Annotated in this window: 22 protein-coding genes and 1 riboswitch; of the genes, 13 read left to right on the top strand and 9 right to left on the bottom strand. The window is 70.1% G+C overall.

Annotated elements, in window-relative coordinates; all coding sequences use genetic code 11:
* Position 1: 1 nt before the first annotated feature.
* Positions 2-982 (top strand): ABC transporter ATP-binding protein, encoded by a 981-nt coding sequence (locus ACFFQA_RS25480; protein WP_377857696.1) that lies wholly within the window; start codon positions 2-4, stop codon positions 980-982.
* The gene (locus tag ACFFQA_RS25475; protein ID WP_377857175.1) at positions 979-1,833 is read left to right on the top strand and encodes an ABC transporter permease subunit; all 855 of its coding nucleotides are present in this window, start codon (positions 979-981) and stop codon (positions 1,831-1,833) included. The genes ACFFQA_RS25480 and ACFFQA_RS25475 overlap by 4 nt, the downstream gene beginning before the upstream one ends.
* Positions 1,834-1,916: 83 nt before the next feature.
* On the opposite strand, the gene ACFFQA_RS25470 is transcribed toward ACFFQA_RS25475, so the two are convergent.
* Genes ACFFQA_RS25470 through ACFFQA_RS25460 form a run of 3 tightly spaced genes read right to left on the bottom strand, consistent with a single transcriptional unit; the run spans position 1,917 to position 5,558 of the window.
* Positions 1,917-2,924, bottom strand: coding sequence for an ABC transporter ATP-binding protein (locus ACFFQA_RS25470; protein WP_377857172.1), 1,008 nt, complete (start codon positions 2,922-2,924; stop codon positions 1,917-1,919).
* On the bottom strand, positions 2,924-4,516 hold the full coding sequence (locus tag ACFFQA_RS25465; protein ID WP_377857169.1) for an ABC transporter permease: 1,593 nt from the start codon (positions 4,514-4,516) through the stop codon (positions 2,924-2,926). Before ACFFQA_RS25465 ends, ACFFQA_RS25470 begins: the two co-directional genes overlap by 1 nt.
* Position 4,517: 1 nt before the next feature.
* Positions 4,518-5,558, bottom strand: coding sequence for a thiamine ABC transporter substrate-binding protein (locus ACFFQA_RS25460; RefSeq protein ID WP_377857165.1), 1,041 nt, complete (start codon positions 5,556-5,558; stop codon positions 4,518-4,520).
* Positions 5,559-5,595: 37 nt separating this feature from the next.
* Positions 5,596-5,706, bottom strand: a riboswitch (TPP riboswitch).
* A 48-nt stretch (positions 5,707-5,754) separates the two neighbouring features.
* Between ACFFQA_RS25460 and ACFFQA_RS25455 the strand changes: the two genes are divergently transcribed.
* On the top strand, positions 5,755-6,048 hold the full coding sequence (locus ACFFQA_RS25455; protein WP_377857162.1) for a 4a-hydroxytetrahydrobiopterin dehydratase: 294 nt from the start codon (positions 5,755-5,757) through the stop codon (positions 6,046-6,048).
* On the opposite strand, the gene ACFFQA_RS25450 is transcribed toward ACFFQA_RS25455, so the two are convergent.
* The 3 genes from ACFFQA_RS25450 to ychF form a co-directional block, all read right to left on the bottom strand.
* Entirely contained in the window at positions 6,045-8,678 is a 2,634-nt protein-coding gene (locus tag ACFFQA_RS25450; RefSeq protein WP_377857159.1) for an NPCBM/NEW2 domain-containing protein, read from the bottom strand. The two genes, ACFFQA_RS25455 and ACFFQA_RS25450, sit on opposite strands and share 4 nt — an antisense overlap.
* 155 nt (positions 8,679-8,833) lie before the next feature.
* Positions 8,834-10,009, bottom strand: coding sequence for an alkaline phosphatase PhoX (locus ACFFQA_RS25445; RefSeq protein WP_377857156.1), 1,176 nt, complete (start codon positions 10,007-10,009; stop codon positions 8,834-8,836).
* 116 nt (positions 10,010-10,125) lie between these two features.
* Positions 10,126-11,205, bottom strand: a complete 1,080-nt coding sequence (gene ychF / locus ACFFQA_RS25440) for a redox-regulated ATPase YchF (RefSeq protein WP_377857151.1) — start codon at positions 11,203-11,205, stop codon at positions 10,126-10,128.
* Between the two features lie 251 nt (positions 11,206-11,456).
* Between ychF and ACFFQA_RS25435 the strand changes: the two genes are divergently transcribed.
* Positions 11,457-12,953 carry an AlkA N-terminal domain-containing protein gene (locus tag ACFFQA_RS25435; protein WP_377857148.1) on the top strand — a complete coding sequence of 499 codons (1,497 nt, stop codon included), beginning with the start codon at positions 11,457-11,459 and terminating at the stop codon, positions 12,951-12,953.
* Positions 12,950-13,453: a methylated-DNA--[protein]-cysteine S-methyltransferase gene (locus tag ACFFQA_RS25430; protein WP_377857145.1), complete on the top strand. Its 504-nt coding sequence runs from the start codon at positions 12,950-12,952 to the stop codon at positions 13,451-13,453. Before ACFFQA_RS25435 ends, ACFFQA_RS25430 begins: the two co-directional genes overlap by 4 nt.
* A gap of 6 nt (positions 13,454-13,459) precedes the next feature.
* Here the strand turns inward: ACFFQA_RS25430 and ACFFQA_RS25425 are convergent, their stop codons facing one another.
* Positions 13,460-16,417: an AAA family ATPase gene (locus ACFFQA_RS25425; protein ID WP_377857142.1), complete on the bottom strand. Its 2,958-nt coding sequence runs from the start codon at positions 16,415-16,417 to the stop codon at positions 13,460-13,462.
* Positions 16,414-17,565, bottom strand: coding sequence for an exonuclease SbcCD subunit D (locus tag ACFFQA_RS25420; protein ID WP_377857139.1), 1,152 nt, complete (start codon positions 17,563-17,565; stop codon positions 16,414-16,416). The genes ACFFQA_RS25425 and ACFFQA_RS25420 overlap by 4 nt, the downstream gene beginning before the upstream one ends.
* A 209-nt stretch (positions 17,566-17,774) precedes the next feature.
* Here ACFFQA_RS25420 and ACFFQA_RS25415 point away from each other — a divergent pair, with 209 nt between their 5' ends.
* Both ACFFQA_RS25415 and ACFFQA_RS25410 read left to right on the top strand, forming a co-directional pair.
* Complete coding sequence (locus ACFFQA_RS25415; RefSeq protein ID WP_377857693.1) at positions 17,775-18,698, top strand: DNA recombination protein RmuC; 924 nt, start codon at positions 17,775-17,777, stop codon at positions 18,696-18,698.
* A gap of 178 nt (positions 18,699-18,876) precedes the next feature.
* Positions 18,877-19,692 (top strand): DUF6542 domain-containing protein, encoded by an 816-nt coding sequence (locus tag ACFFQA_RS25410; RefSeq protein WP_377857136.1) that lies wholly within the window; start codon positions 18,877-18,879, stop codon positions 19,690-19,692.
* Between the two features lie 82 nt (positions 19,693-19,774).
* Here ACFFQA_RS25410 and ACFFQA_RS25405 read toward each other — a convergent pair whose 3' ends face one another.
* On the bottom strand, positions 19,775-20,743 hold the full coding sequence (locus tag ACFFQA_RS25405; RefSeq protein WP_377857133.1) for a 4-hydroxy-3-methylbut-2-enyl diphosphate reductase: 969 nt from the start codon (positions 20,741-20,743) through the stop codon (positions 19,775-19,777).
* 165 nt (positions 20,744-20,908) lie between these two features.
* Here ACFFQA_RS25405 and ACFFQA_RS25400 point away from each other — a divergent pair, with 165 nt between their 5' ends.
* The 6 genes from ACFFQA_RS25400 (at position 20,909) to ACFFQA_RS25375 (ending at position 25,560) form a co-directional block, all read left to right on the top strand.
* Positions 20,909-21,397 carry a lipid droplet-associated protein gene (locus tag ACFFQA_RS25400; RefSeq protein ID WP_377857130.1) on the top strand — a complete coding sequence of 163 codons (489 nt, stop codon included), beginning with the start codon at positions 20,909-20,911 and terminating at the stop codon, positions 21,395-21,397.
* Positions 21,394-22,623: an exodeoxyribonuclease VII large subunit gene (xseA, locus tag ACFFQA_RS25395; RefSeq protein WP_377857127.1), complete on the top strand. Its 1,230-nt coding sequence runs from the start codon at positions 21,394-21,396 to the stop codon at positions 22,621-22,623. The genes ACFFQA_RS25400 and xseA overlap by 4 nt, the downstream gene beginning before the upstream one ends.
* A gap of 49 nt (positions 22,624-22,672) precedes the next feature.
* Positions 22,673-23,071: a hypothetical protein gene (locus tag ACFFQA_RS25390; protein ID WP_377857124.1), complete on the top strand. Its 399-nt coding sequence runs from the start codon at positions 22,673-22,675 to the stop codon at positions 23,069-23,071.
* Positions 23,068-23,343, top strand: a complete 276-nt coding sequence (locus ACFFQA_RS25385; RefSeq protein WP_377857121.1) for an exodeoxyribonuclease VII small subunit — start codon at positions 23,068-23,070, stop codon at positions 23,341-23,343. Before ACFFQA_RS25390 ends, ACFFQA_RS25385 begins: the two co-directional genes overlap by 4 nt.
* A 260-nt stretch (positions 23,344-23,603) precedes the next feature.
* Positions 23,604-24,650 carry a class II fructose-bisphosphatase gene (gene glpX / locus ACFFQA_RS25380; RefSeq protein ID WP_377857119.1) on the top strand — a complete coding sequence of 349 codons (1,047 nt, stop codon included), beginning with the start codon at positions 23,604-23,606 and terminating at the stop codon, positions 24,648-24,650.
* A 145-nt stretch (positions 24,651-24,795) separates the two neighbouring features.
* Entirely contained in the window at positions 24,796-25,560 is a 765-nt protein-coding gene (locus tag ACFFQA_RS25375; RefSeq protein WP_377857116.1) for a S1 family peptidase, read from the top strand.
* Positions 25,561-25,654 lie beyond the last annotated feature (94 nt).

The raw sequence follows: 25,654 nt of genomic DNA, 5'->3' as shown, positions 1-25,654 counted from the left end.
GCTGAGCACCGAGCCGCTCGCGGCGACCGGTGTGGTGGGGGCGGAGCTCTCCGCCCCCGCCCTCGCGGCCCGTACCAGCGGACTGCGCAAGGTCTACGGACGCACCGTCGCGGTCGACAGCGTCGACCTGGAGGTCCCGCAGGGCGCGGTGCTCGGCCTGCTGGGGCCCAACGGCTCCGGCAAGACCACGACGATCAGGATGTTGCTCGGCCTGACCAGGCCGACGACCGGCAGCGTCGAGCTGCTGGGGGTGCCCATGCCGGACGGCGCGGACCGCGCGCTGCCGCACGTGGGCGCGCTGGTGGAGGGACCGGGTTTCCACCCGTTCCTGTCGGGGCGGGAGAACCTGCGGCGCTGCGCGGCGGCCGAACCGCTGCTGCCGACCGGGGGGATCAGCAAGGCGGTCGACGACGCGCTGGAGCGAGTGGGGCTGGCGCACGCGGCGACCCGCAGGTTCAAGGCCTACTCGCTCGGCATGAAGCAGCGGCTGGGCCTGGCCGCGGCGCTGCTGGTGCCGAGGAGGCTGGTGGTGCTCGACGAGCCGACGAACGGCCTCGACCCGTCGGGCACCAGGGAGATCCGCGGGGTGATGGCGGACCTGCACGCGGCTGGGACGACGGTGGTCGTGTCCTCGCACCTGCTGGCCGAGGTGGAGGCGACCTGCACGCACGTGGCCGTGCTGCACCAGGGCACTGCGGTGGCGCAGGGCGAGCTGAGCGAGCTGCTCGAAGCGGGGACTCCCACGCTCACCGTGTCCACTGAGGACGTTCAGCTTGCGGTGGACACCCTGCGGGAAAACAGGATTCCGTTCAGGTCTGCTGTGGACGGTGTGCGCGTGGAGCTGACGGGGGCCTCGCCGCAGCAGGTGGTCGAGAAGCTGGTGCTCGCCGGGGTGGGCGTGCGGGAGGCGCGCCGCGAGCGGACGGGTCTCGAAGAGCTGTTCGCCCGGTTGACCGAGGCCGACGTGCGGGAGGGGTCATGACCACGGCTTCGGTTGCGCTGCCGGAGAAGGTGACGAGGGCACCGCTGGGCAGGCTGTTGCGCGCGGAGCTGCGCTGGGTGCTGCGGCGGCCGAGGACGCTGGTGGGCTTCGGCCTGCTGGCCCTGGTGCCGGTGGGGCTGGGCCTGATGATGTCGCTGGCGGACTTCGGGGGAGGTCCGATCGGCGGCCCGCCGGTCCTGGCGTCGCTGCTGGGCAACGGGATGGTGCTGCCCCTGGCGGCGATGACCATGGCGATGCCGCTGCTGATGCCGATGCTGGTGTCGATGGCGGCCGCGGACGCGATCGCGGGCGAGTCGGCGCACGGCACCCTGCGCGGCCTGCTGATCGCGCCGGTCGGCCGGACCCGGCTGGTCATGGTGAAGGCGGTCGGCGTCGCGACGGTGACGGCGGTCGCGGTGCTGGTGCTCGCGGTCCTGGGCATCACCTCGGGCCTGGTGTTCACGGGCACCACGGAGTTCACCTCCCTGTCGGGCACCACGCTGTCCTTCGCGGACGGCATCGGCAGGGTCGGCGTCGCGGCACTGTGGGTGTGGCTGCAGATGGCGGCGGTGGCGGCGGTGGCGCTGGCGCTGTCCTCGTTCACCGACCACCCCCTGGTGGTGCTGGCGGCGACGATGGGCTCGCTGATCGTGTTCACCCTGCTGGGCACCCTCCCGGACCTGTCGTGGCTGCAACCGGCACTGATCACCACGGGCTGGACCTCGGCGATCGACGTGGTCCGCGACCCGATGGTGACGGCGACGCTGACGGAAAGCGGAGTGCGAGCGCTGTGCTACATCGCGATCGGCCTCTCCATCACCGTCGCCCGCATGGCCACCAAGGACACCTAACCCCGCCCCTTTCCGGCCATTCGCGGGCTTATGGACCTCTGAGGAGCTTGCGAGACGTCCATAAGCCCGCGAATGGCGGGGGGTCAGGTGATGAAGGCGATGCCGTCGGGGTCGAGGGTGAAGCGGGTGTGAGAGGTCAGGGCGGCGGTGACGGGAGCCGTCGCTTCGACCTCCGGGCCGGTGTCCAGGCGGACCAGCAGGCGCACGTGGTCGCTGCGGTGCACGCGTTGCAGGACTTCGCCGGTGAGCTGCCCCGCCGGGTCCGTGCGCAGCGCGCTCGCTCGCAGGCCGAGGCGGACCGGCCCGTCAACCACTCCCGGCGCGGGCACTGATCCCAGTGAGCTCGTGGCTCGACCGTCCGCCACGACTCCGTCCACGATGACCGTGCAGCCGAGGAACGCCGCCACCTCGGCGTCGGCGGGACGGCGCCAGACCTCGGCGGGCGTTCCGGTTTGGACCAGTTTTCCCTTGCGCATCAAGGCTACTCGGTCAGCCAGGGTAAAAGCCTCGTCGTGGTCGTGCGTCACCACGAGTGCGGTCGCACCCGCTCGGCGCAGCAGCACCGCCAGGTCCATCGCCAGCTGCTCGCGCAACGCCCGGTCCAGCGCGGACAACGGCTCATCCAGCAGCAGGAGCTTCGGCCGAGGAGCGAGGGCGCGGGCCAGGGCGACGCGCTGCTGCTCACCGCCGGACAGCTCGGTGGTTCGCCGAGCGCCATATCCGGGCAGTCCCACCAGCTCCAGAAGCTCGGCCACTCGCTCGGCTTGGTGCTTTCGGTCGACGCCGTGCATGCGCAGACCGAACGCGACGTTTCCCGCCACATCACGGTGCGGGAACAGTTGGCCGTCCTGGAAAACGAGCCCAAAACCACGGCGGTGGACCGGGACTCCGGCGAGGTCGGCACCGTCCCAGCTGACCGTTCCAGAGCTAGCGCGTTCCAGACCCGCGACCGCGCGCAGCAGCGTCGACTTACCGCAGCCCGAGGGGCCGAGCAGCGCGACTACCTCACCGTCCTCAATGGACATTTCCACATCGGACACAGCGGCGACAGATCCATAGTGGACGGTCAGATCCTTGAGCCGAAGGCCCATCAGAACTCCCCAAGGGCTTCGGTGCCCACCCGGACACGTTCGATCAGCGCCACCGCGACCACCGTGACGATCATCAGCAGCACACAGGACGCGTAGGCCATCTGCACGTTCAGCTCCCCCGGCCGGGAGATCAACCTGGAGATCGCGACCGGCAGCGTCGGCGCGTCCGGCTTCGCCAGGAAGCTCGTCGCGCCGAACTCGCCGAGCGCGACCACGTAGCCGAAACCGGTCGCCGCGAGCAGAGATCGTCCGGCGAGTGGGAGATCGACCTCGCGCCACACCCGCAACGGCGAGGCACCGAGCGACGCGGCGGCCTGGCGGAGGCGGTCGTCGATCGCGCGCAACACCGGCAGCACCATGCGCACGACCAACGGCATCACCACGAGGGCCTGCGCGAAGGGCACCAGGACCGGGGACGAACGAAGATCACCTGGAAGCGCGTCCATCGTGACGAGATAGCCGAAACCCACCGTCACCGCGGACACGCCGAGCGGCAGCATCAGCACCATGTCCATGGCTTCGGCGAGCCGTCCTTGCCTGCGCCGCAACTGGGACAGCACAACAGCAGCCAGGACTCCGAGCACCAGCGCGAGCAGTGTCGCGTCGAAGGCGGTCCGCAGCGAGTTCGTCGCGGCGTCCATTCCGGACACACCAAGCGTGGAGCGAGCCGCGTCACCGGCCAGCGCGGTGTACCCGGCAAGGCTCCAACCATCTCGTGTGGACAGTGATCGCACGACGAGCGAGAAGACCGGCAGCAGAAGAAGACCCACCACCGTGACCGCCACACCGACCACCGCCCACTCGCCACCTTCAGGGCGGCGAGCCGTCTCGGTTCGGCGGCGCAACGTCAGGGCCGTCTCGCGCTTTCGCCTCGCTACCGCTCCGACGAGCAGCGCACCAACGACAGCGGCGAGCTGGACCAGCGACAGGGCAGCAGCTCCGGGAAGGTCCAGCAGCTGCACGGTACGCAGGTAGATCTCCGTCTCCAACGTCCGGTGCTCTGCCCCACCCAGAACGAGAACCACACCGAAACTCGTTGCGCAGAACAGGAAAGCGACCGCCGCCGCCGAACCGATCGCAGGGGCGAGCGCCGGCAGGGTCACCGAAGTGAAGGCACGCCAACGGGAAGCCCCCAGCGCTCGCGCCGCGTCTTCGGCTCGACGGTCGAGGTTCGCCCACAGCCCACCCACTGTGCGCGCCACCACCGCGACGTTGAAGAACGCGTTGGCCAGCACGATCGCGATCACCCCACCATCGCCAAGCAGGGAACGAAACGCCATTCCGACAACCAGAGTCGGCAGGACGAACGGGATCGTGACGATCAGCCGCACGAGTCCTCGGCCGCGCACGGCACAGCGCGCGAGCAGATAGGCGATCGGAAGCCCTGCCACCAGGGCGACTGCCGTGGACGCCGCGGCCTGGCCGAGGGTGAACGCGACGAGGTCCCAGGTCTGGGGATCCGCGAGCACCTGGCCGACACCGGTCCCCCGCAGTCCGAGACCGAGGATCGCCGCGACAGGCCAGGCGAAGAACACGACCAGGAACAGCAGCGGAACTGCTGCTCCTACACCGAGAGCGACTTTGACGCGCACGTCAGCCCTGCACGACCGACCGCCACTGGGTGAGCCAGCGCTCGCGGTCCTTGTCGACCTGGTCCGCCGGTAGCTCCAGCGCCTTCGCCGGCAGCGGTGCGGCCTGCTGCCAGGACTGGGGCAGCGCAACGCCTTCACGAGTCGGGTAGACGTACATCTGCTCGGCGAGCTGGGACTGGACCTTCTCCGACAGCAGGAAGTCCACGACCTTGCGGGCACCTTCGACGTTCTTGGCGCCGCTGAGCACACCCGCGTACTCGACCTGCCGGTAGCAGCCACCGAGCAGGGCCTTGGTGCGCGGCTTGCCGTCCTGGCCGATCTCGGCGGACGGCGAGGACGCGTAGGACACCACCAGCGGACGCGGCCCCTTGCCCGCGGAGCCGGAGAAGTCCTGGTTGTAGCTCTCCTCCCAGCCACTGGCGACCTTGACGCCGTTGGCCTTGAGCTTGGTCCAGTAGTCGGCCCAGCCCTGCTCACCGAAGGTGGCGATGGTGGCGAAGAGGAACGCCAGACCGGGCGAGGAGGTCGCCGGGTTCTGCACGACGAGCAGGTCCTTGTAGCGCGGGTCGGTCAGGTCCGCCAGTGACGTCGGCTCGGGAATGCCGCGCTGCGCGAGGAAACCGGTGTCCATGTTGAGACACACGTCACCGACGTCGACAGCGCTGAGCCGGTCATCGCCGGGCAGGGCGTAGCGCTGCGCGCCCTTGGCGGCTTCGGGGCTGCGGTACGGCTGGAGCAGCCCCTGCGCGAGCGCCCGCGAGGCATACGTGGAGTCGATGCCGTAGACCGCGTCGGCCAGCGGGTTGGACTTGGTCAGCACGAGCTGGTTGGTGACCTCACCCGCGTCGCCCCGGCGGCTGACCTCGACGGTGATGCCGCTCTGCTTGGCGAACTCGTCCAGCACCTGCTGCGGCACGGCGAAGGAGTTGTGGGTGACGAGGACGACCTTGTTACCGCCGGTGTCCGTCCCACTGCCGCCCGTCAGCGAACATCCGCTGACCAGCGCGAGCACGAGTAGGGCTCCGAGTGTCTTGCCGCGCACTAGCTCCTCCTGGCCGTCGTCCGTGACCACGAGGCACCGCAAGCGGCGCGCACCTCCCTACACCGGCATGACCCGGATCAGGTTCGTACGGTCGAGGGCTGGGTGCCCTCCTCTCAGCCCGGCATACCGGGCTCCCGTGGCTCCCCCAGCGTACGTCGGACTCGCGCGCGGCGGGAGCCAGGACCACCATGGAGGCATGGCTGAGCTGCTGAACGAGGAACAGGTGACCGAGGCACTGAGCGCTCTCCCCCAGTGGCGCCAGGACGACGCCGCGCTGACCCGCACCGCGGAGCTGCCGAGCTTCACGGATGCGATCCGGGTGGTGAACCGCGTCGCGGAGATCGCCGAGAACGACAACCACCACCCGGACATCGACATCCGTTGGCGCACGCTGACCTTCCGCTGCTCGACGCATTCCGTGGGCGGGATCAGCGCGCTGGACGTGTCGTTGGCCAGGGAGATCGACGGCGTGCTTGAGGCGTTGGGCTAACCGCAGTCCACCACTGCGTCGGCCCAGTCGGCGTGGTCGAAGTTCTTGCCGTCGCCGCCGTCGGTGACGCGCAGCGTGAGTGTGCGAACTTCGATCACGCTGGCTGACAGCGGAACGGGCTGCCCGCCGGTGCGCAGAACCCCGGTCTCCGCCAAGACCTTTCCGTCGCCGAGCACCTGGAAGGCCGAAGAGCCGGGCGATGTCGTCTCGTCGTCCATGCCGACGACCGAAGAGAAAGCTGTGCACTTCCCGCCCAGGTAGACGGAGATCTCAGCGGTGGCGTGCGTTCCGAGCCCCTTCTCGTACTTGCGGCCACCGATGCTGATCTGGTTGCCATCGCCTCCGGCCGCGTCGTTGTTGGACCGGTCACGCTCGACGGGGCCATAGCCGTTGGTCTCGGTCTCGAACGAGAGATCGCTGACGTACGCACGGCCGTTGGGCGGGACGAAGCCGCGAACGGCCTTGGCGACATGCACGCGGCGAGCGAGCGCGGGGTCCCAGAACTCCGCGACGACGGGCAGCTCGAAGGTCCCCGGCTTGACGTTCGCGCCGACCTTGACCGTCCATTTGCCGGAGAGCGGCCGTCCTTGGCCGAGCGCGGGAGCGGTCACCGGCGCTCCCTGCACGGTCCAGCCCGCGGGTGCCTGCGGGGTCAGCACGACGTCGGTCACCGTCCTCGCGGAACGGACTTCGAAAGTGCCGGTGACCTCGAACGAGGTTCCTGCTGCCGCGTCAACGGTCGAGGTGGGCGTGATCGCCAGCGACGTCTCGGCGACCTGGCGCACGGGCTCGTAGCAGGTCAGCCTGCCGGGTGTGGCCGGACAGATCACGGCGCCGAAGCCGCCGTTGTCGTGCACGTCGATGTCGAGCGTCGCGGACGAGGTCTGGACCGAGGTGGTGCGCTGGACATCAACACGCTGCCCAGGACGCGGGTCACGGACGGTCTCGACGAGCCAGCGGCCCGGTCCCAGGAAGGCCAGCGGCGCACGGAGCGTGCGGGCACCGCCCGCCGCGACCCCGCCGACGAACCAGCGATTTCCGTTGCGGCGTGCGATGACGGCGTCAGAACCGGGATAGCCGCTGACGTACTCGGTCTGGTCCCACACGGTCGGCAGCTGGTTGAGGAACCGCAACGCCTCCGGGTACTTCTCGTACGCCTCCGGCTTGTCGGCGAAGTGCTGCCACGCGGACTCGTACGCGGCGGGCAGAGCGATCTCGTGGCCGATGGTGGAGACCTTGTTGCCGGTCTCCATGCGTCCAGGCGTGTAGTCCATCGAGCCGACAACGTTGCGCACGAAGGGGTGCACGGGATCGTTGTCGGGCTGCGGGTTCTGCTCCGCGCCGTGGATGGCCTCCATCGACATCACGTGCGGCCACGTCCTGGCGAGGCCGTGCGGGATGGTCGAGCCGTGGAAGTTGACCATGAGCTGCCGCTTGGCGGTCTCCGCGAGAATCGTGTCGTACCACTGGTACCGGGCCTGCGAGTCGGACTCCATGAAGTCGACCTTGACGCCCTTGACGCCCCAGTCCTTGACCCTGGCCAGCACCGTGTCGCGTTCCGGCTGGGTGTCGAGGCTGGTCCAGTGGAACCACAACAGGATGTCCACCCCCTTGGCCCGCGCGTAGCGGGCCAGCTCCGGCACCCACTTGTCGCTCCAGCCCTCGTCGACGAGCACGTAGGGCCACCCGTTGCGGGCGGCGAAGTCGACATAGGCCTTCTGCCGCTCGAAGTCCTTGGGGCTGGAGTGCTCGGAGAGCCAGGACCACGCGACCTTCCCGGGCCGCACCCACGAGGTGTCGGTGAAGCGCGCGGGTATGGCGAGGTCGTCGACCAGGGTGGACTCCGTGACAGCGCCGAGGTCGCCGACGATCGCTGTGCGCCAAGGGGTCTGCCCCGTCGAGCGGATCTGCTGGTCCTTGAGCGCGACGGCGTAGGTGCCGCTTCCGCTCTGGTGGCTCAGCGAGCTCCCGGCGTAGCGACCGTCTACATCGGACTCAGTGAGCAGCACGTAGTCGTCGCCGACCTGGAACAACGAAGGGTTGCCGTAGTCGCCGGTGGGTGCGGCGCTCGCGGTGGTCTTCTGCCGTTTGTTCTCGTGCTGGGCGTTGTACGGCATCAGCCAAGCAGTGGCGTCGCCGGGCAATGCGAAGGCAGAGGCTTCACCCGTGACCACGACATCACGTGCGCCCGGCAGCTCGTAGCGATAGGCGACTCCATCGGGCGCGGCCCGCACAACAAGATCCAGGCGCGTGTTTGCGGCTCCGGCGAAGGAAAACCGGGTCTCGTTCATCACGGCCGTCCGGTTGAGCCGCTTGCCGGTCGTCATCCGGTACTGCTGCGTGACGACACGGTTCTGCCGCCCGGTCGCGCGGAGCCCCTTGGTGAGATCGGCGGCCGTGGTGCGGATGCCGACCGGGGAGGGCGCGATGAGGAGCTTGCCGTGGCGCTCGACGGACAGCGCGACCGAGCCGGAGCCGGGATCGAGCTTGACCAGCGCGCTCACCCCGCCCGGGCCACGGACGGTCCAGGCGTTGTCCGGCGGGGCTGCCATGGCGGGCGAGGACAGCGACACCACCATGGCGGCCGTGACCGCCGAGGCGAGCAGGGGGTGTGCAGGGCGCAGGGGCATGGCAACTCCGTTGTCATCCGACCCAAATCAACAGCACTCACCACAAGCGAACATCAGTGCACTGCGCTGAGGCAAGGGGCCGGGCAGTTCATGACAAAACGCGCCAACGGCGGCTGAGTGACCAGCCACCGCCGGCGCGTCCGGGAGTTGCTGTATCAGCGGCGGAACGGACCCTTGACCTCGAAAGTCATCCCGTCGGTGAGCTCGCCGGTAAGGCCCTTCTGCGAGGAGAAGTACAGGCGGGTGCCGTCCGGGCTGAAGGTCGGCCCGGTGACCTCGGAGTTCGCGTGCTGGCCGATGAGGCGGCAGAACGGTGCGACCACACCCTTCGGCGTGATGATGCACATCTCCATGTTGCCGCCGTCCTCGGCGACGTAGAGGTCGCCGCTACCGGCCCGCGTGATGTTGTCGACGCCGTAGAGCACGGGCGGCTGCTGCGCCTGCTCAGCGCCGTTGTAGACCAGGCCGAGCGTGCTGTTGCGGGCGTCGTAGGTCCACACCCGGCTGTCCAGCGCGGTGGTGAACCAGCAGGTGCCGTTGGCGTAGAAGCAGCCCTCGCCGCCGACGAACTTCTTCATGCCCGGCACCTGGTAGCGGGTCTCGACCGGGTCACCGAAGGGGTCGGGCACCGGCTTCCAGGTGACCGGCCCGCTGGTCAGGTCGTCGGGCGCGCACAACACCTCGACGCGCCCCTCGGAGAGGTTCGGCCACGAGGTCGGGATGAACCGGTAGAACCCGCCGTCGAACTGGTCCTCGGTCATGTAGACGACCTTGCGCTCCGGGTCGACCGCGCAGGCCTCGTGCATGAAGGTGCCCATCGCGGGCCGCACGACCGCATTCTTCCGCCCCCACGGATCGGTCTCGTAGACCTGCCCGCGCGGCACCTCCTCGCACGAGAGCCAGGTGTTCCACGGAGTCGCGCCGCCGGCGCAGTTGGTGTCGGTGCCGTGCAGCACGCTGTAGGCGTCGGCGATGCTGCCGTCGGCGCGGAACTTGATCGCGCTCACGCCACCGAGCAGCCCCTGCGACTTCGGCAGCTCGCTGTTGGCGACGTAGATCCAGCCCGAGCCGTCACGGAAACAGGCGCCTGCGTCCGGCGCGCCCGGCCACACGTAGGAGGTCCCCGCCACCTTCTGCCCGGCGCGGCCGATCACCCGGCTCGTGAACCCGCGGGGCAACATCACCCCGTTGGCGTCGGCGGGCAGCAGGTCCCCGTACGGGCTGGGGCCCGGCTGGGCTCCCGCCGCGAGGGCTCCGTGCCATGACGCACCGCCGAAAGCAGCGGCGGCCGCGCCCACCACCGCTGCCCTGAGAAATCCTCGACGTTCCACTGCGAACTCTCTCCCCAGATTCGATGTCCGGCTTGTGCCGGACGATCCGAATCCTCACAAGAGAGCTCGCGCGGTCACCACACGTTTCAAAACCCCTGACGTGAAGGCGATTCAGGTCACACGTTGAAACGGAAGTCGACGACGTCGCCGTCGGCCATGACGTAGTCCTTGCCCTCCATGCGGACCTTGCCCGCCGAGCGGGCCGCGGCCATCGACCCGGCCTCGATCAGGTCGGCGAAGGACACGATCTCGGCCTTGATGAAGCCGCGCTCGAAGTCGGTGTGGATGACACCAGCGGCCTGCGGGGCCGTCCAGCCCTTGCGGATCGTCCACGCACGGGACTCCTTGGGCCCGGCGGTGAGGTAGGTCTGCATGCCGAGGGTGTGGAACCCGGCGCGGGCCAGCGAGTGCAGGCCGGGCTCCTCCTGGCCGATGGTCTCCAGCAGCTCGCGGGCGGACTCCTCGTCCAGCTCCAGCAACTCGGCCTCGACCTTGGCGTCGAGGAACACCGCGTCGGCGGGCGCGACCAGCTCGCGCAGCTCCTTCTTGCGGGCCTCGTTGGTCAGCACGCTCTCGTCGGCGTTGAAGACGTAGAGGAACGGCTTGGTGGTGAGCAGGTTCAACTCGCGCAGCTCGGCGAGGTCCACCTCGGCCTGCGCCGCGAAGAGCGTGCGGCCGCCGTCGAGGATCTCCTTGGACTTCTTGGCCGCCTCCAGCGCGGCGCGGCGGTCCTTCTGGACGCGCGCTTCCTTCTCCAGGCGGGTGATCGCCTTCTCAAGGGTCTGCAGGTCGGCGAGGATCAGCTCGGTGTTGATCGTCTCGATGTCGGAGACGGGGTTGAACGCGCCGTCCACGTGGATGACGTCCGGGTCCTCGAAGACGCGGACGACCTGGCAGATCGCGTTCGCCTCGCGGATGTTGGCGAGGAACTGGTTGCCGAGCCCCGCGCCCTCGGAGGCGCCGCGCACGATGCCGGCGATGTCGACGAACGACACGGTGGCGGGCACGATCCGCTCGCTGCCGAAGACCTTCGCGAGCTGGTCGAGCCGCGCGTCGGGCAGCGGGACCACGCCGACGTTGGGCTCGATGGTGGCGAACGGGTAGTTCGCGGCGAGCACGTCGTTGCGGGTCAGCGCGTTGAACAGGGTGGACTTGCCCACGTTGGGCAGCCCGACGATGCCGAGGGTGAGACTCACGACCAGGCAGTCTAGGTGGCGGCCCCGGCCGTCCGGTCACTGGTGCTCGTACCCGGTGGGGACCCCGCCGTAGCTGAAACGGGTTCCCCCCACCCCGCTCCGCGACATTGCCCCCGCCACCCCACTCGCGGAACCCTGTACATCGGGGGACCCCTGTGGTGCGAGGGTGGCTTTCGCACGGTGAGCACGGGGCGATCGCCGCGGCCGATTTCCGCCAGCCGGTGGCCGGATGTGCTGGCAGCATCGATGTCGTGCTGGTCGATTCAGAGCGTGCCTACCGGGCTGTCGCCTCGCGCGACGCCCGCTTCGACGGCTGCTTCGTGCTCGCTGTCCGCACCACGGGCATCTACTGCCGCCCGTCCTGCCCGGCGATGACACCGAAGCGCCGCAACGTCGAGTTCTTCCCGACGACGGCCGCGGCGCAGTCCTCGGGGTACCGGGCGTGCCGCCGGTGCCTGCCCGACGCCGTGCCCGGGTCACCGGAGTGGGACCTGCGCGCGGACCTCGCGTCGCGGGCGATGCGGTTGATCGGCGACGGCGCCGTCGAGCGCGAGGGCGTGCCCGGGTTGGCGCGCAGGCTCGGCTACTCGGAGCGGCACCTGTCGCGGGTGCTCACCGCCGAGCTGGGCGCGGGGCCGCTCGCGCTGGCACGCGCGCACCGGGCCCACGCCGCGCGCACCCTGATCGAGACGACCACGCTGCCGTTCGCCGACATCGCCTTCGCCTCCGGGTTCGCGAGCGTGCGCCAGTTCAACGAGACCATCCAGACCGTGTTCGCGACGTCGCCGTCCGCGCTGCGCGCGGGCGCGCAGAAGCGCCGCAGGTCGGACGCGCCCGCCGAGCCCAGAACCGGGACGATCACGCTGCGCCTGCCGTTCCGCCCGCCGATGGACGCCGAAGGTGTGCTGGCGTTCCTGGCCGCGCGGGCGATCCCCGGCGTGGAGCACGTCGAGGACGGTGTCTACGCGCGCACGATCGCGCTGCCGCACGGTTCGGCGACCGTGCGACTGGAGCCGACGCCGACCCACGTGCACTGCCGACTGCGGCTGGTTGATCTTCGCGATCTGGGCGCGGCGGTGTCCCGGGTCCGTAGGTTGCTCGACCTGGACGCCGATCCGCTCGCCGTGGACGAGGTGTTGTCCGCAGACGCCTCCCTTCGTTCCGTGGTGGCCGCGACCCCCGGAATCCGGGTGCCGGGCGCGGTGGACGCACACGAGGTGCTGGTGCGGGCCCTTCTCGGCCAGCAGGTGTCAGTCGCCTCAGCGCGCACGTCCGCGGCCGCACTGACCAGGGCGCTCGGTGAACCGCTTCCCAACGGCGACGAGCAGCTGACCACGCTGTTCCCCACCGCCCAGGCGATCGCGGAACGCGGAGCGGAGGTGCTGACCGGTCCGCGCAAGCGGATCGACACCGTGCTCGCCGTCTGCTCGGCACTGGCCGACGGGTCGCTCCAGGTCCACGTCGGGCGGGACCACACCGAACTGGTCGCCGAGCTCCAGGCGCTGCCCGGCATCGGCAGCTGGACCGCCGACTACGTGGCCATGCGGGTCCTTGGCGCACCGGACGTCCTGCTCGCCTCCGACACGGCCATGCGCAAGGGCGCAGGCGCGCTCGGACTACCGTCTGATGTGGACGGTCTGCGCACCAGGGCGAAGTCCTGGCGACCGTGGCGGTCGTACGCCGGGATGCACCTGTGGCACGCCGCCGCGCTGGCCGATTCCCACTCGAACACAAGGAGAACCGCATGAGTACGGCCTACGCGGCCACCGTGGACACCCCGATCGGACCGTTCACCGCGATCACCGCCGAGGACGGGGTCGTGCTGGCCTCGGGCTGGACGGGAGCGGTGGACGACCTGCTCGTGGTGATCTCGCCGAGTCTGCGCCCCAGTGAGGTCACGCCACGCGCCGAGCTCGGCGTCGTCACCAAGGCGATCCTCGACTACCACGCCGGACAGCTGGACGCGGTGGCCGATGTGCCAGTGCGGCAGCGGTCGGGGGAGTTCAGGGAGCACGCGTGGAACGTCCTGCGCACCGTGCCTGCCGGAAAGCCGGTGACCTACGCCGACTACGCCGCCCTCGCCGGTCGCCCCCAGGCCGTTCGCGCCGCCGCGTCCGCGTGCGCTCGCAACGCCGCAGCACTGTTCGTTCCGTGTCACCGGGTTCTGCGCACCGGTGGCGGGATCGGGGGATTCCGGTGGGGAGTCGAGGCCAAGCGCTGGCTGCTGGACCACGAGGACCTGGGATGAGTTCGATCAGCCAGTGACCACCTCCAGACTGGAGCCGGTGGTGTCCTGCGCCTTGCGCACCCGGAGCCGGGTTGGGATGCGCTGACGCAGCTCCTCCACGTGCGAGACAAGCCCCACGACACGGCCGCCGGCGCGCAGCTCGTCGAGGGTGTCCATCACGAGGTCGAGAGTGTCCGCGTCCAAGGTGCCGAAGCCCTCGTCCACGAACAGCGTGTCCAGCAACGCGCCGCCGGTCTCGGCCGCGACGACGTCCGCTAGTCCGAGCGCCAGGGCGAGCGAAGCCAGGAACGACTCGCCACCGGACAGGGTCTTCGCGGACCTGGTGCGCCCGGAGTAGCCGTCCAGCACGTCAAGTCCCAGTCCACCACGTGTGCCGCGCGCACCAGCGGCGTCGGAGTGGACAAAGGAGTAGCGCCCCTGGCTCATCCGCTGGAGGCGCGTGGTCGCCGCCACCGCGACCTCTTCGAGCCGAGCGGCGAGGACATAGGACCGCAGTGACATCTTGCGCGTGTTCTGCCCCCTGCCGTTGACCACGTCGGTCAGCGCGTTCAGCTCGTTGTACGCGGCCTCCATCGGCGCCAGTGCGCTCCAGGCGGATCGAAGTTCCCTGCCCAGCCTGGAAACCTCGTCCAGCCTCGCCTGGGCCGCGTTCAGTTCGCCGAGGGCCAGCGCAGCGGCCCTTCCCGCCGTCTCCGCCTGCTCCTCGGCTTCGCCGACATCCACGTGCTCCGCCGGATCGAGGTCAGCGAGCTCGGGCTCCGCCAGCACCGCTCGTGCCGCGGCCTCCTTCCGGTCCTGCTCGCGAATGAGGCGTTCCACCCTCTCGCAGTCGGCATCCGACAGCGCCGCGTCCAGAGCGGCGTCGAGGTGGTCGAACCCGGCAGCCGCGACAGCGGACAACACCGCCTCGCGTTGGCCGTCCACCCGCTCCGCGCAGTCCGCGACCGCAGTCCGCGCCTCCACCAGGGTGACCAGAGCGGCGGCCGATTCGAGCAGCTTGGTGCGCCTGGTCGAGACGTCGGGGTAGTCACCACGCGCTTCGTCCAGCCGTGCGGCGCGGCGTTCGACCATAGCGGACAGTCCGGCCTGCTCAGCGGTGTTGCTCGCGACCGAACGCTCCGCTTCGGCGAGCTCACGGCGAGCACGGTCAAGCCTGCTCTCCAGGTCCGCCAGCTCGGTCGTGTGCGTCTTGACCGCAGCGGCCGCGGCGTTGGCGGTCCGGTGCTGCGCGTCGACCTCTGCCGAGAGCTGCTTCAGCTCCTCGGCACTCCGCCCGTCGAGTCGCTCCCGGAGTGCGGCGACCCTCCGCTCAGCCTCACGTACGGCTTCGTTCGCGGCGTCGCGACGACGAAGTGCCTGCTGTTCAACGCTTTCCGCTCGACGCTCGTCCTCGTCGGTGACGCGGTCCGGCGTGGGACTCGCCGGAGCCGGGTGTTCGGCCCCGCCACAGACCGGGCACGGCTCCCCCTCCGTGAGCCCGTCCGCCAGTTCCGCCGCGATGCCTCGCAGACGACGCTGGCGCAGGTCCAACAGGAGCTCACGGGCGTCCTGATGCTCGTCGACGGCGGCTCGGAACGCGCTGGCCGCCCGGTCGTGGCTCGCTACCGCCGCGGGTAGTTCCGCGGCATCACGCAACAACGAACGCAGCTGATCCTGCTGTGCGCCAAGGACATCCAGCCGATCGGCCGCCGATCTCGCCTGCTCGGCCGCGCTCCGAGAAGCCGTGATTCGTTCCGGTAAGCCGTCCACGATCTCGGAGAGTTCCTTGACCTGCCTGCGGGAGATCTCCAGCGCCGTGTCCAGATGCGTCAGCCGAAGCCGGTCACGGTGCTGCTGTTCGGCTTCGCCGGCGAGCTCGGCGAGCTTCCCCGCCAGCTCCCGGTTGGCATCGGCCCTGGACCGCAGTTCCTCGACCGGGCTGTCCTGGTCTCCGGCAACGGCGGCCGCTCGGTCGGCGGCGGCCTTCGCCTGGTTCAGCTCCGCTTCGGCCCGGCGAAGCACGGTGGCCGCCTCGCGAACCGGAATGGCCTTCCGCGCAGAGGCAAGCGACTGGGCCCACTGCTGACGCTCGGCTCGCTTTTCATCCACTGTGGACAGTTCGGCGGTCGCAACTCGCAGCCGACGGACCCGGTCGGCACGCTCGCGCCGCCGGGCGAGCTCGGCATCGGCACGCTGCTGCGCGAGCTTGGCCACGCGTTCGCCTTCGGTCGCGTGCTCCACCGCGGCAACGCAGGAGGCGTTGAGCGCATCGAGCCACGACGCGTTCTCGGCGTCCTCGGAGAACTCGGTTCCCGTTGCCTGGGCGACTCGTTCGGCCAGCAAACGCGCGCGGCCCTGTCGTTCCTTGAGCTTCCGACCGGCTTCCTGCCGGTGCTCCATGAACCAGACCTCGACCTGCCGGAACCGTTCGGTGCTGAACAGCCGCTCCAGCAGCTTCTCGCGCTCCGCGGTGTCGGCGCGCAGGAACCGCGCGAAGTCCCCCTGGGGCAGCAGGACGACCTGGAAGAACTGCTCGGCGCTCATGCCGAGCAGGCGCTGCACCGTCCTGGCCACCTCGTCGATACGGGTGACCCCCTCGCTGGCGTGACCGGGCGGGGCGTCACTGAGCCAGGTCAACGACGCCTTGGCGCGCTGCGTCGTCTCCCCGCCTCCGCTCTTCTTCGCGCGCACGTACTCCGGGCTCCTGGTGATCCGCAGCCGGTGGCCCTGAAGGCTGAAGTCGAGCACCACCTCGGTCGGGGTGTCCTCCGCCGAGTAGTCGCACCGGAGCCGCTTCGCCTCGTCACGCGCACCGGGGACCCGGCCGAACAACGCGAACGCCACGGCGTCCAGCACAGTGGTCTTGCCCGCCCCGGTTTCGCCGTGCAGCAAGAACAGACCGTCCATGCCGAGCGCGTCGAAGTCGACCTCCTCACGCCCCGGGTAGGGCCCGAACGCCGAGAGCTCCAGTCGATGCAGCCTCACACCTGCACCTCGGTTTCCCGAACCGACTCGATCGCCTCATCGAGCAGTCTGCGCTCGCGTTCGTTGGGTTCGGCGCCACGGCAGTCGTCAACGAAGCTGTGCGAGATCTCGACATCGCTGCGGCCGCGCACTGCCTCCAGATAGCGCAACGGAGCCTCGTCGGCGTCCGCGGGCCGGAAATCGATGTGGACGGCATGCGGAAAGCGTTGGTGCAGCCGCCTCATCGCATCGAGCGGGCGGACCCGGTCGGTGAGCACCACAGAGAGGTAACAGTCCTCCAGCCCCGCGTGTGCCGGATCAGCGAGGAGGTCCTCGATCTCGCCGGAGAGGGTGGCGAGCCGCCGGGGAACCGGCAGTTCCTCGCGGCGCACACCGGCCAGCCCGTCGGCGTCCAGGTCGACCAGCCACACCGACTTGCGGTGGGTCATCTCGGAGAACGAGTACGCGAGCGGACTTCCGGAGTAGCGCAGGTGTTCACCGAGCACCTGCGGCCCGTGCAGGTGCCCCAGCGCCACGTAGTCGACGTCGTCGAAGACCGAACCCGGCACCTGCTCGACCCCGCCGACGGCGATCGTGCGTTCCGAGTCGCTGCCCGCCCCACCGGTGACGAAGGCGTGCGCGATCACCACGGACCGGGTCACCGCCGGACGGTGCCGCAGGTCCTCGCGGATCCGGCGCATCGCCTCGGTGAGCACCGCGGCGTGTCCCCTGCCCTGCTCCATGCCCAGCGCCCTGCGCGCCGGGTCCGGGTCGAGGTACGGAATGCCGTAGAACGCGACGGGTCCGTGCTCGTCGTTGAGAAGCACGGGATCGTGCAGCGTGGAGATCCTGGTGCGCAGGTGCAGTCCGCCCGCGGCGGCGAACTCGGCGAACGCGCCCACTCTCGGCGCGGAGTCGTGGTTTCCGGACGTGATCACGATCTGCGCGCCCGCCTCGCGAAGGGAACGCAGCACGAGCACGCACGTCTCGACCGCCTCGGCGGAGGGGACGGCACGGTCGTAGAGGTCGCCCGCGACCACGACGACGTCGACCTTCTCCGCCGTCACCAGGTCCGCGAGACCGGTGAGCACGGCGGTCTGGTCGGCCAGCAGGTCCCTTCCGTGGAAGGTGCGGCCGACGTGCCAGTCGGAGGTGTGCAGCACTCGCATGGCTGCCACGTTAAGCCCAGCCGAGCGCGATTCCGTGCAATACCAAGGGCAAGTCTGGACTTGGGTGGAATTCGTCTCACCGTTGCCTAGACATCGTGAAGTGAATTCCCCCCACACGGCCACCCCTGCCGCACTCTGTCGGTGCGACGGTCCATCATCGCTGTGTGACCTCCGTTGTGATCACCGCCCTCGCCGTGCTGGCCCTGCTGATGGCCGGCGCGCTGTTCATGCTGTGGCGGCTCTACACCGACGGCGTGCGGCGCACCGACATGGCACTGGCCATGGTGGAGACCGAACGCGGGCGGGCCAGGGAACAGCAGGCCGCGTTGCGCAGGTACGAGGTGGCGTTCTCCTCGGTCAGCGGCCGGGGCGAACTGGGCGAGCAGGTGCTGGTGGAGACCTCGCGGGCGCTGGGGCTGCGAGAGGGGCTGCACTTCACGGTGCAGACCGACCTCGCCGGTGGCGGCTCGGCGAAACCGGACCTGTTGCTGCTGGTCGGCGGGGACCGGCGGGTCCCGGTCGACGCCAAGGCCAGCATGGCGTGCTGGGCGGAGGCGGTGGAGACCGACGACCCGGCCGAGCGGGCCGACGCCCTGCGGGTGCACGTGCGCAACATCCGTTCCCGGGCGGCCGACCTCGCGGGCAAGGGCTATCAGCGCTGGGCCGACGCGATCTACGGAACGATCATGTTCGTGCCCTCGGACGCTGCGGTGGTCGCGGCGCTGGACACCGACCCGAACCTGCTGCGCTGGTTGCTCGACAGGCGGATTTTCCTCTGCGGCCCAACGGGTTTCGCGGTACTGGCCTCGGCGGCGCTGTTCGCGGCGACCGAACGGACGCTGGTCGAGGACATGGAGAACGTGCGCGCGCAGGCGGCCCGCGCGCACCGGTCGGCGGGCAACGCGGTGGAGGCGGCGAACCTGGCGAGCACCCACCTCCAGCGGTTCCTGTCCGCGCGGCGACGTGAGCTGGACGCGTTGGACAGCTTCCGGGGCTCGGCGCAGCCCCTGGCCGAGGCGGCGGCCAGCCCGACACCGATCCCGGTCGTGCGGCGCAACGACGAGCTGTCCGGCGCGGGCAGCGCCGAGGGCGCCGAGAACGACGCGCAGGGGGTGGTCTCCGAAGGACGCTGACCGGAGCCCGTACCGGACAAACATCACCGATTCGGGTAAGCTGGGAATTCTCAATTGTGAACGCGATCCTCGCGTTTTCACGAATGTCGCTGGTGAATGACGTTCCGGCGGAGTGACCTGCTCTCACACTTCACTCCATGCTGCGACCGTTGACTCCGCACGGACTAACGTGGAACGTGTGACCGCCACACGCGATCGTCGAAGCGACGCCGGGCCCGACCCGGCCTGGGCGCTGCGCTCCGCCTTCAGCGACAACGGCATACCGTGGTGGGCCGCCGCTTTGCTTGCCTTCGGCGCCTCGGTCGTCATCGCGTTGCTCGCGGGGCCGAGTGGGTTCCTGTACCAGGCGGTCTTCTTCCTGAGCTGCGTAGGCGCGGTCGCGTTGGTGCAGCGGATCAGCATCTTCGGCCCGATGGTGCAGCCGCCGCTGGTGATGGTCGTCGTGGTGCCGATCGTGGTGCTGCTCTCCGGTGAGAGCGGCGAGGGCATGGCGGCGAAGGCGCTGAGCATCGGCCGGCCGCTGATCGACGCGTTCCCGGTGATGGCGCTGACCACCGCGGTCACGGTCGGCGTTGGCGTGGTGCGGATGTTCAACCAGCGCAGGCCGGTCGCCGATGAGCCGGAGCAGGAGCCGAGGCGTCCCTCACGTCCGGCGGCCCGTCCCGCACGCGATGACCGCCGCGATGATCGACGGGACGACCGGCGGGACGACCGCAGGCGCGACGCTCGGCGCGAGGACCGGGAGCCGCGTGAGCGCGCACCGAGACCGCAACAGGCGCAACGCTCGCGTCCACCCCGTGAGCGGGGCGAGCTCGACCGCGAGCCCCCGGCGCGTGGCCAGCAGGACCCGCGAGGGGCCCGTCAGCCCCAGGCCCGCTCGCCGCGCCAGGGCCAGCAGCCCCCGCCGCGCCAGCAGCCTCCCCGTCCCGGCCCGGGTGGGCGGCCTCGCCAGCAACCGCCCCAGCGCCGTCCGCGACGAGACGACGGCTACTGAGCGAACCCGCGGCAGCGGCCGAGCGACAAGCGCGGAAGAGCCCCGGCACCGTGACGGTGCCGGGGCTCTTCGTCGCACGAGGTCAGGAGTTGGAGACCTGCTTCAGGTCGCGCTTGAGCTCACGCGGGAGCTGGAAGGTGATCCGCTCGTTCGCGGTGGTGACCAGGTCGACATCCGCCCAGCCGCGCTTCTCCAGCCAGGAGAGCAGATCCATCACCAGGATGTCGGGCACCGAGGCGCCACTGGTGACGCCGATGGTGCCGACGCCTTCCAGCCAGGACTCGTCGACCTCCTTGGCGTAGTCGATCAGGTGGGCGGCCTTCGCGCCGTACTGCAGCGCCACCTCGACGAGGCGCACCGAGTTCGACGAGTTCTTCGAGCCGACCACCAGCACCAGGTCGCAGTCCGGCGCCATCGTCTTCACCGCCACCTGGCGGTTGGAGGTGGCGTAGCAGATGTCGTCGCTCGGCGGGTCCTGCATCTCCGGGAAGCGCTCGCGGAGCTGCTTCACCCGGACCATCGTCTCGTCGACGCTCAGCGTGGTCTGGGACAGCCAGACCACCTTGGACGGGTCGCGGACCTCGACCTCCGCGGCGTCCTCCGCGGTGTCCACGAGCTGGACGTGGTCGGGCGCCTCACCGGCGGTGCCCTCCACCTCCTCGTGGCCCTCGTGGCCGATGAGCAGGATGTCGTAGTCGTCGCGGGCGAAGCGGCGGGCCTCGTTGTGCACCTTCGTCACCAGCGGGCAGGTGGCGTCGATGGTGCGCAGCTGGCGGTTGGCGGCCTGCTCGTGCACGGCGGGCGACACCCCGTGCGCCGAGAAGACGACGAGCGCGCCCTCGGGCACCTCGTCCGTCTCGTCCACGAAGATCGCGCCGCGCTCGCGCAGGGTCTCGACCACGTACTTGTTGTGGACGATCTCCTTGCGGACGTAGACCGGCGCGCCGTAGGTCTCCAGCGCCTTCTCGACGGTGATCACTGCCCGGTCCACGCCTGCGCAGTAGCCACGGGGGTTTGCCAGCAGCACGCGCTTGGGCTTGGAGGTGGTCATGCCCCCAGCCTACGGACGGGCGCGCGAGAGGGTCATCGCACCATCGACTGACCGCACTGGGCCGAACGGGAAGGATCCAGCGTAGTTGATCGAGGTGTTCGCGGAGAAGACTCCGAAAGCGTTCGTGAGTTCCCAGTCAAGGCCGACCTGAGGCAGGCTATGAGCATGAAGTCCTTGCCACTGCCCGTGCGCGTCGCCGCTGGTCTGGCGGTCACGGCCATGGAACAAGCCCGCAAGCTTCCGCAGTCCCTCGCCGGGCTGCCGGTCACCGTCGCGAGCGTCGCTATGCAGGCGTCGATGCGCGCGCAGCAGCACCTCACAGAACTGGCGATCAAGGGTGATGAGGCGCTCGCCACGTTCCGCCCCGCCGAGGAGGAGCCCGAATGGGCGACCTTCGACGAGGACGTCGACCAGAGCGAGAAGCCCGCCGCCTCGGAGGAGAAGGCGGAGGAGCCGGAAGAGGCTGGGGAGACCGACGGGCCGAGCGGCCTGCCGGGCTACGACGACCTCACCTTCGCGCAGCTGCGCGGCAAGCTGAAGTCGCTGTCGGCGGAGCAGGTGGAGAACGTGCTCGCCTACGAGCGCGAGCACGCCGACCGTGAGGCGTTCGTGCGGATGCTGACCAACCGCCTGGCCACCGTCAGCGGCTCGTGACCTCACCGACCACCGCCGAGGAGCCCTGGCCGGTACGCACGGTCGCCCGCAAGATCTCCGAGTGGATCAACCGCCTCGGTGCGGTGTGGGTGGAGGGCCAGGTCACGCAGATCTCCGCACGCCCGGGGACCGCGACGGCGTTCCTGACGCTGCGCGACCCGTCCGCCGACATCTCGCTCACCGTGACCTGCGCGCCTGCACTGCTGCGCGGCATGGAGCTGACCGAGGGCAGCCGCGTCGTCGTGCACGGCCGCCCCTCCTACTTCGCGGGCCGGGGAACGCTGAGCCTGCGCGTGGACGAGATCCGCGCCGTCGGGGTCGGCGAGCTGCTGGCCAGGATCGAGCGGCTGCGCCAGCTGCTGGGCGCGGAGGGCCTGTTCGACCAGCGCCGGAAGCGGCGGCTGCCGTTCCTGCCCGGTCGCGTCGGCCTGATCACCGGGCGCGCGTCGGCAGCCGAGCGGGACGTGCTGACCAATGCTCGGGCGCGCTGGCCCTCGGTGCGCTTCGAGGTCGTCAACGTCGCCGTGCAGGGCCCGGCGGCGGTGCCGCAGATCGTCGAGGCGCTGGCCAAGCTCGACGGCGACCCGGCCGTGGACGTGATCGTGCTGGCGCGGGGCGGGGGCAGTGTCGAGGACCTGCTGCCGTTCTCCGACGAGACGCTGTGCCGGGCCGTCGCCGCGTGCCGGACGCCGGTGGTCAGCGCGATCGGCCACGAGCCGGACACCCCACTGGTCGATCACGTGGCTGACCTGCGTTGCTCCACTCCGACCGACGCGGGCAAGCGGGTGGTGCCCGACATGGCCGAGGAGAGCGAGCGGATCAGGCAATTGCGGAATCGCGCTCGCAGAGCTCTACACGGATGGGTGGATCGCGAACACCGGCTGCTCGACGCGCTGCGCAGCCGTCCGGTGCTGGCGGATCCGATGACGCCGCTGCGGAACAGAGCTGACGAGGTACGCGGGCTGCGCGATCGGGCGCGGCGGGTGGTGCGCGCCGAGCTCAGCGCGGCGTACACCGGGCTAGAAGCGACTAAAGCACGCTTGACGACCCTGGGGCCTGCGGCCACTCTGGCGCGCGGGTACGCGATCGTCCAACGTCTCGCGCCCGACGGGAGCACCCATGTGCTGCGCCGGGCGGCCGATGCTCCCGCGGGAACCAGCTTGCGGGTTCGAGTCGTTGACGGTTCGGTACATGCCGTCGTGCCCGAGGAGCCCGAACAGCGCTGAACGGAGGTAGGCGGTGCCCTTTCCGGCCCGAGAACCGACGTTCCTGCCGTTGACCGTAGCCGCTGCCCGAACCGCCGCCGACAGCCAGGTCGGTCCACCGGAACGCGCGAGCGCGCGGGTCGTGCAGCGGCGGGCCGAGGAGGCCAACGCCGCGGCGGCCGCGTGCTGGTCGGCGCTGCTGGGTGGCTGTGAGTCCGCGGGGCGGCTCGGGCTTCCGGCTAGGCTGCGTGCGTTGTCCGAGGCGACCTCGGTCTACGTCGGCGGCACCTGGTGGCTCGGTGACGGTTCGACGCACCGCCGCAGGGTGAGCGCCGCCGAGGACCGGATCGGCGAAGCGATCTTCGAAGGTGACGGCGCGGAGTTCGCCGAGGCCTTCATCGGATACGACCAGGCGGTCGCCACCGCCGTGGTGCGGGTGCAGAGCAGGTTGGGGAGTCCCACAGCGTGACGAACAGCGGCGGCGGTAGCGGCTCCGGAGAGCTGACCCCGGGTTCCGGCATCGACCCCGAGCTGGCCGCGCTGAGTTATGAGGCCGCGCGCGAACAGCTCGCCGACGTGGTGCGCAAGCTGGAGGCAGGCGGTCTCTCCCTGGAGGACTCGCTGGCGCTGTGGGAGCGCGGCGAGGCGCTCGCCAAAGTCTGTGACCGTCACCTCGCCGGGGCGCGCGAGCGCGTCGAGCAGGCGCTCGCCTCCGTCGAGGGCGACGAGCGGTCCGGCTGACCCGCCGGGGGTTCTTCCCTAATCGATTCTTCCAGCGGGATCTGACCCCGCGGGCGCTGCGGGAGAGTTGTCCACAGGGGTTGTCCACAGGTGTATGGGGTCTTCTGGCGCGCGTTAGCTTGGTCACCATCACCGGTCACCACCTGGTTCGCGGCTGACTCGTCAGGTGCCTGATCTGCGAGGATCGGTCTCGCGCGGTGTTCGATCCACCGCGCGGGCAGATCAACGAGGATCCGCTGCACCCACCAGGGAGGCGCGATATGAGCACCAGTTCGGCCCGTCGTCGGGAAGCTCCCGACCGCAACCTCGCCCTGGAGTTGGTCAGGGTCACCGAGGCCGCTGCGATGGCCGCGGGCCGCTGGGTGGGTCGCGGCGACAAGAACGGCGGTGACGGGGCGGCCGTCGACGCCATGCGCAAGCTGATCGGCACCGTCTCGATGCGCGGTGTCGTGGTGATCGGCGAGGGCGAGAAGGACGAGGCGCCCATGCTCTACAACGGCGAGGAGGTCGGCAACGGCGACGGCCCCGACTGCGACGTCGCCGTGGACCCGATCGACGGCACCACGCTGATGAGCAAGGGCATGCCGAACGCCCTCGCGGTGCTCGCGGTGGCCGAGCGCGGCGCCATGTACGACCCGTCGGCCGTGTTCTACATGGAGAAGCTCGCGGTGGGCCCCGAGGCCGCGGGCGTGGTGGACCTGGAGGCCCCGGTCGCGGAGAACATCCGCAGGGTGGCCAAGGCGAAGTCCACCGACATCTCCGACGTGACCGTCTGCATCCTGGACCGGCCGCGGCACGAGCGGCTGGTCGACGAGGTGCGCAGGGCCGGCGCGCGGATCCACTTCGTCAGTGACGGCGACGTGGCCGGGGCGATCTCCGCGGCCAGAGCGAACACCGGTGTGGACATGCTGCTCGGCATCGGCGGCACGCCGGAGGGCATCATCGCCGCGGCTGCGCTGAAGTGCGTCGGCGGGGAGATCCAGGGCCGGTTGTGGCCCAAGGACGACGAGGAGCGGCAGCGGGCGATCGACGCCGGGCACGACCTGGACCGCATCCTCACGACCAACGACCTGGTGCGGGGCGACAACGTCTTCTTCTGCGCGACCGGGGTGACCGACGGGGATCTTCTCCGTGGAGTCCACTACCGATCGGGGGGTTGCACGACGCAGTCGATCGTGATGCGTTCCAAGTCGGGCACCGTGCGGCTGATCGACGGTTACCACCGGTTGACGAAGCTGCGCGAGTACTCCTCGGTGGACTTCGACCGCGCCGAGGGCGAGGAGTCCGAGGCGCTCCCACTGCCCTGACGGGCGCAGGTTCCGGGCCCGAACGGACCACTCCGGAAGTCCGTTCGGGCGGATACCTCCAGCGGGTTACCCCGAAAGGCTGAACGAACCACGCTTCATTGTGTCCCCTGACAGAGGGCGTCAGGGGCGGAATGAGGAGTGATCAGTGCGTACTCGTTCTCTGATCGTCGGGGTCCTCGCAGCAGCAACCGCCATCGGCGGTCTCACCCTGCCTGCCGCGGCCGCCGCGGCGAACCCCCAGGACGAAGCCAGCAGCCGCATCGTCAACGGCAAACCCGCAAGTGAGAACTACCCGTTCATGGCCTCGCTGCAGGGCAGCTCGGGCAGCCACTCCTGCGGCGCCTCCCTGATCAAGGCCGACTGGGTCGTCACGGCCAAGCACTGCGTCGGCAGCGGCGCCTCCGGCATGCAGTTCCGGATCGGCACCCAGACCCACAACGCGGGCGGCACAGTCGTCAAGGCCGACAAGGTCGTCACCCACTCCACCATCGACATCGCGCTGGTCAAGCTGGCCAACCCGGTGAAGGAGAAGCCCATCGCGGTCGCGGACTCCGCGGGCGCAGACGGCACCGCCACCCGCATCATCGGCTGGGGCCTGACCTGCCCGACCCGCGGCTGCGGCAACGTGCCCGTGCAGCTTCAGGAGCTGGACACCAAGATCCGCCCGGACAGCGCGTGCACCGGGATCAGCGGCGCCCAGGAGATCTGCACCGACAACCCCGGCGGCAACTCGGGCGCCTGCTACGGCGACTCCGGCGGCCCGCAGGTGAAGAAGGTCGGCGGCGCGTGGCAGCTGATCGGCGCCACCAGCCGGTCCGGCAACGGCAGCCCTACCTGCGCGACCGGCCCGTCGATCTACGTCGACGTGACCACCTTCAAGGACTGGATCGCGCAGAACACCGGCGCGTAGGTCCTGCGGAACTCGGCCCCGTCGTTCTCGCAACGACGGGGCCGAGCCCCGTTCTGGTGACGGTGCGTAGCCCCGTCCAAAGTAGGTGTCCCAC

The organism is Allokutzneria oryzae (assembly GCF_042429765.1).
In the GTDB taxonomy this organism is placed as follows: domain Bacteria; phylum Actinomycetota; class Actinomycetes; order Mycobacteriales; family Pseudonocardiaceae; genus Allokutzneria; species Allokutzneria oryzae.
Note: the sequence above shows the minus strand (reverse complement) of the source record. Positions and strands in the feature narration are given on the sequence as shown.

Coding starts and splice junctions, on each gene's coding strand:
- ACFFQA_RS25475 (WP_377857175.1), top strand. CDS start 979: ATGACCACGGCTTCGGTTGCGCTGCCGGAGAAGGTGACGAGGGCACCG.
- ACFFQA_RS25470 (WP_377857172.1), bottom strand. CDS start 2,924: ATGGGCCTTCGGCTCAAGGATCTGACCGTCCACTATGGATCTGTCGCC.
- ACFFQA_RS25455 (WP_377857162.1), top strand. CDS start 5,755: ATGGCTGAGCTGCTGAACGAGGAACAGGTGACCGAGGCACTGAGCGCT.
- ACFFQA_RS25450 (WP_377857159.1), bottom strand. CDS start 8,678: ATGCCCCTGCGCCCTGCACACCCCCTGCTCGCCTCGGCGGTCACGGCC.
- ACFFQA_RS25430 (WP_377857145.1), top strand. CDS start 12,950: ATGAGTACGGCCTACGCGGCCACCGTGGACACCCCGATCGGACCGTTC.
- ACFFQA_RS25420 (WP_377857139.1), bottom strand. CDS start 17,565: ATGCGAGTGCTGCACACCTCCGACTGGCACGTCGGCCGCACCTTCCAC.
- ACFFQA_RS25415 (WP_377857693.1), top strand. CDS start 17,775: ATGGCCGGCGCGCTGTTCATGCTGTGGCGGCTCTACACCGACGGCGTG.
- ACFFQA_RS25405 (WP_377857133.1), bottom strand. CDS start 20,743: ATGACCACCTCCAAGCCCAAGCGCGTGCTGCTGGCAAACCCCCGTGGC.
- ACFFQA_RS25400 (WP_377857130.1), top strand. CDS start 20,909: ATGAAGTCCTTGCCACTGCCCGTGCGCGTCGCCGCTGGTCTGGCGGTC.
- glpX (WP_377857119.1), top strand. CDS start 23,604: ATGAGCACCAGTTCGGCCCGTCGTCGGGAAGCTCCCGACCGCAACCTC.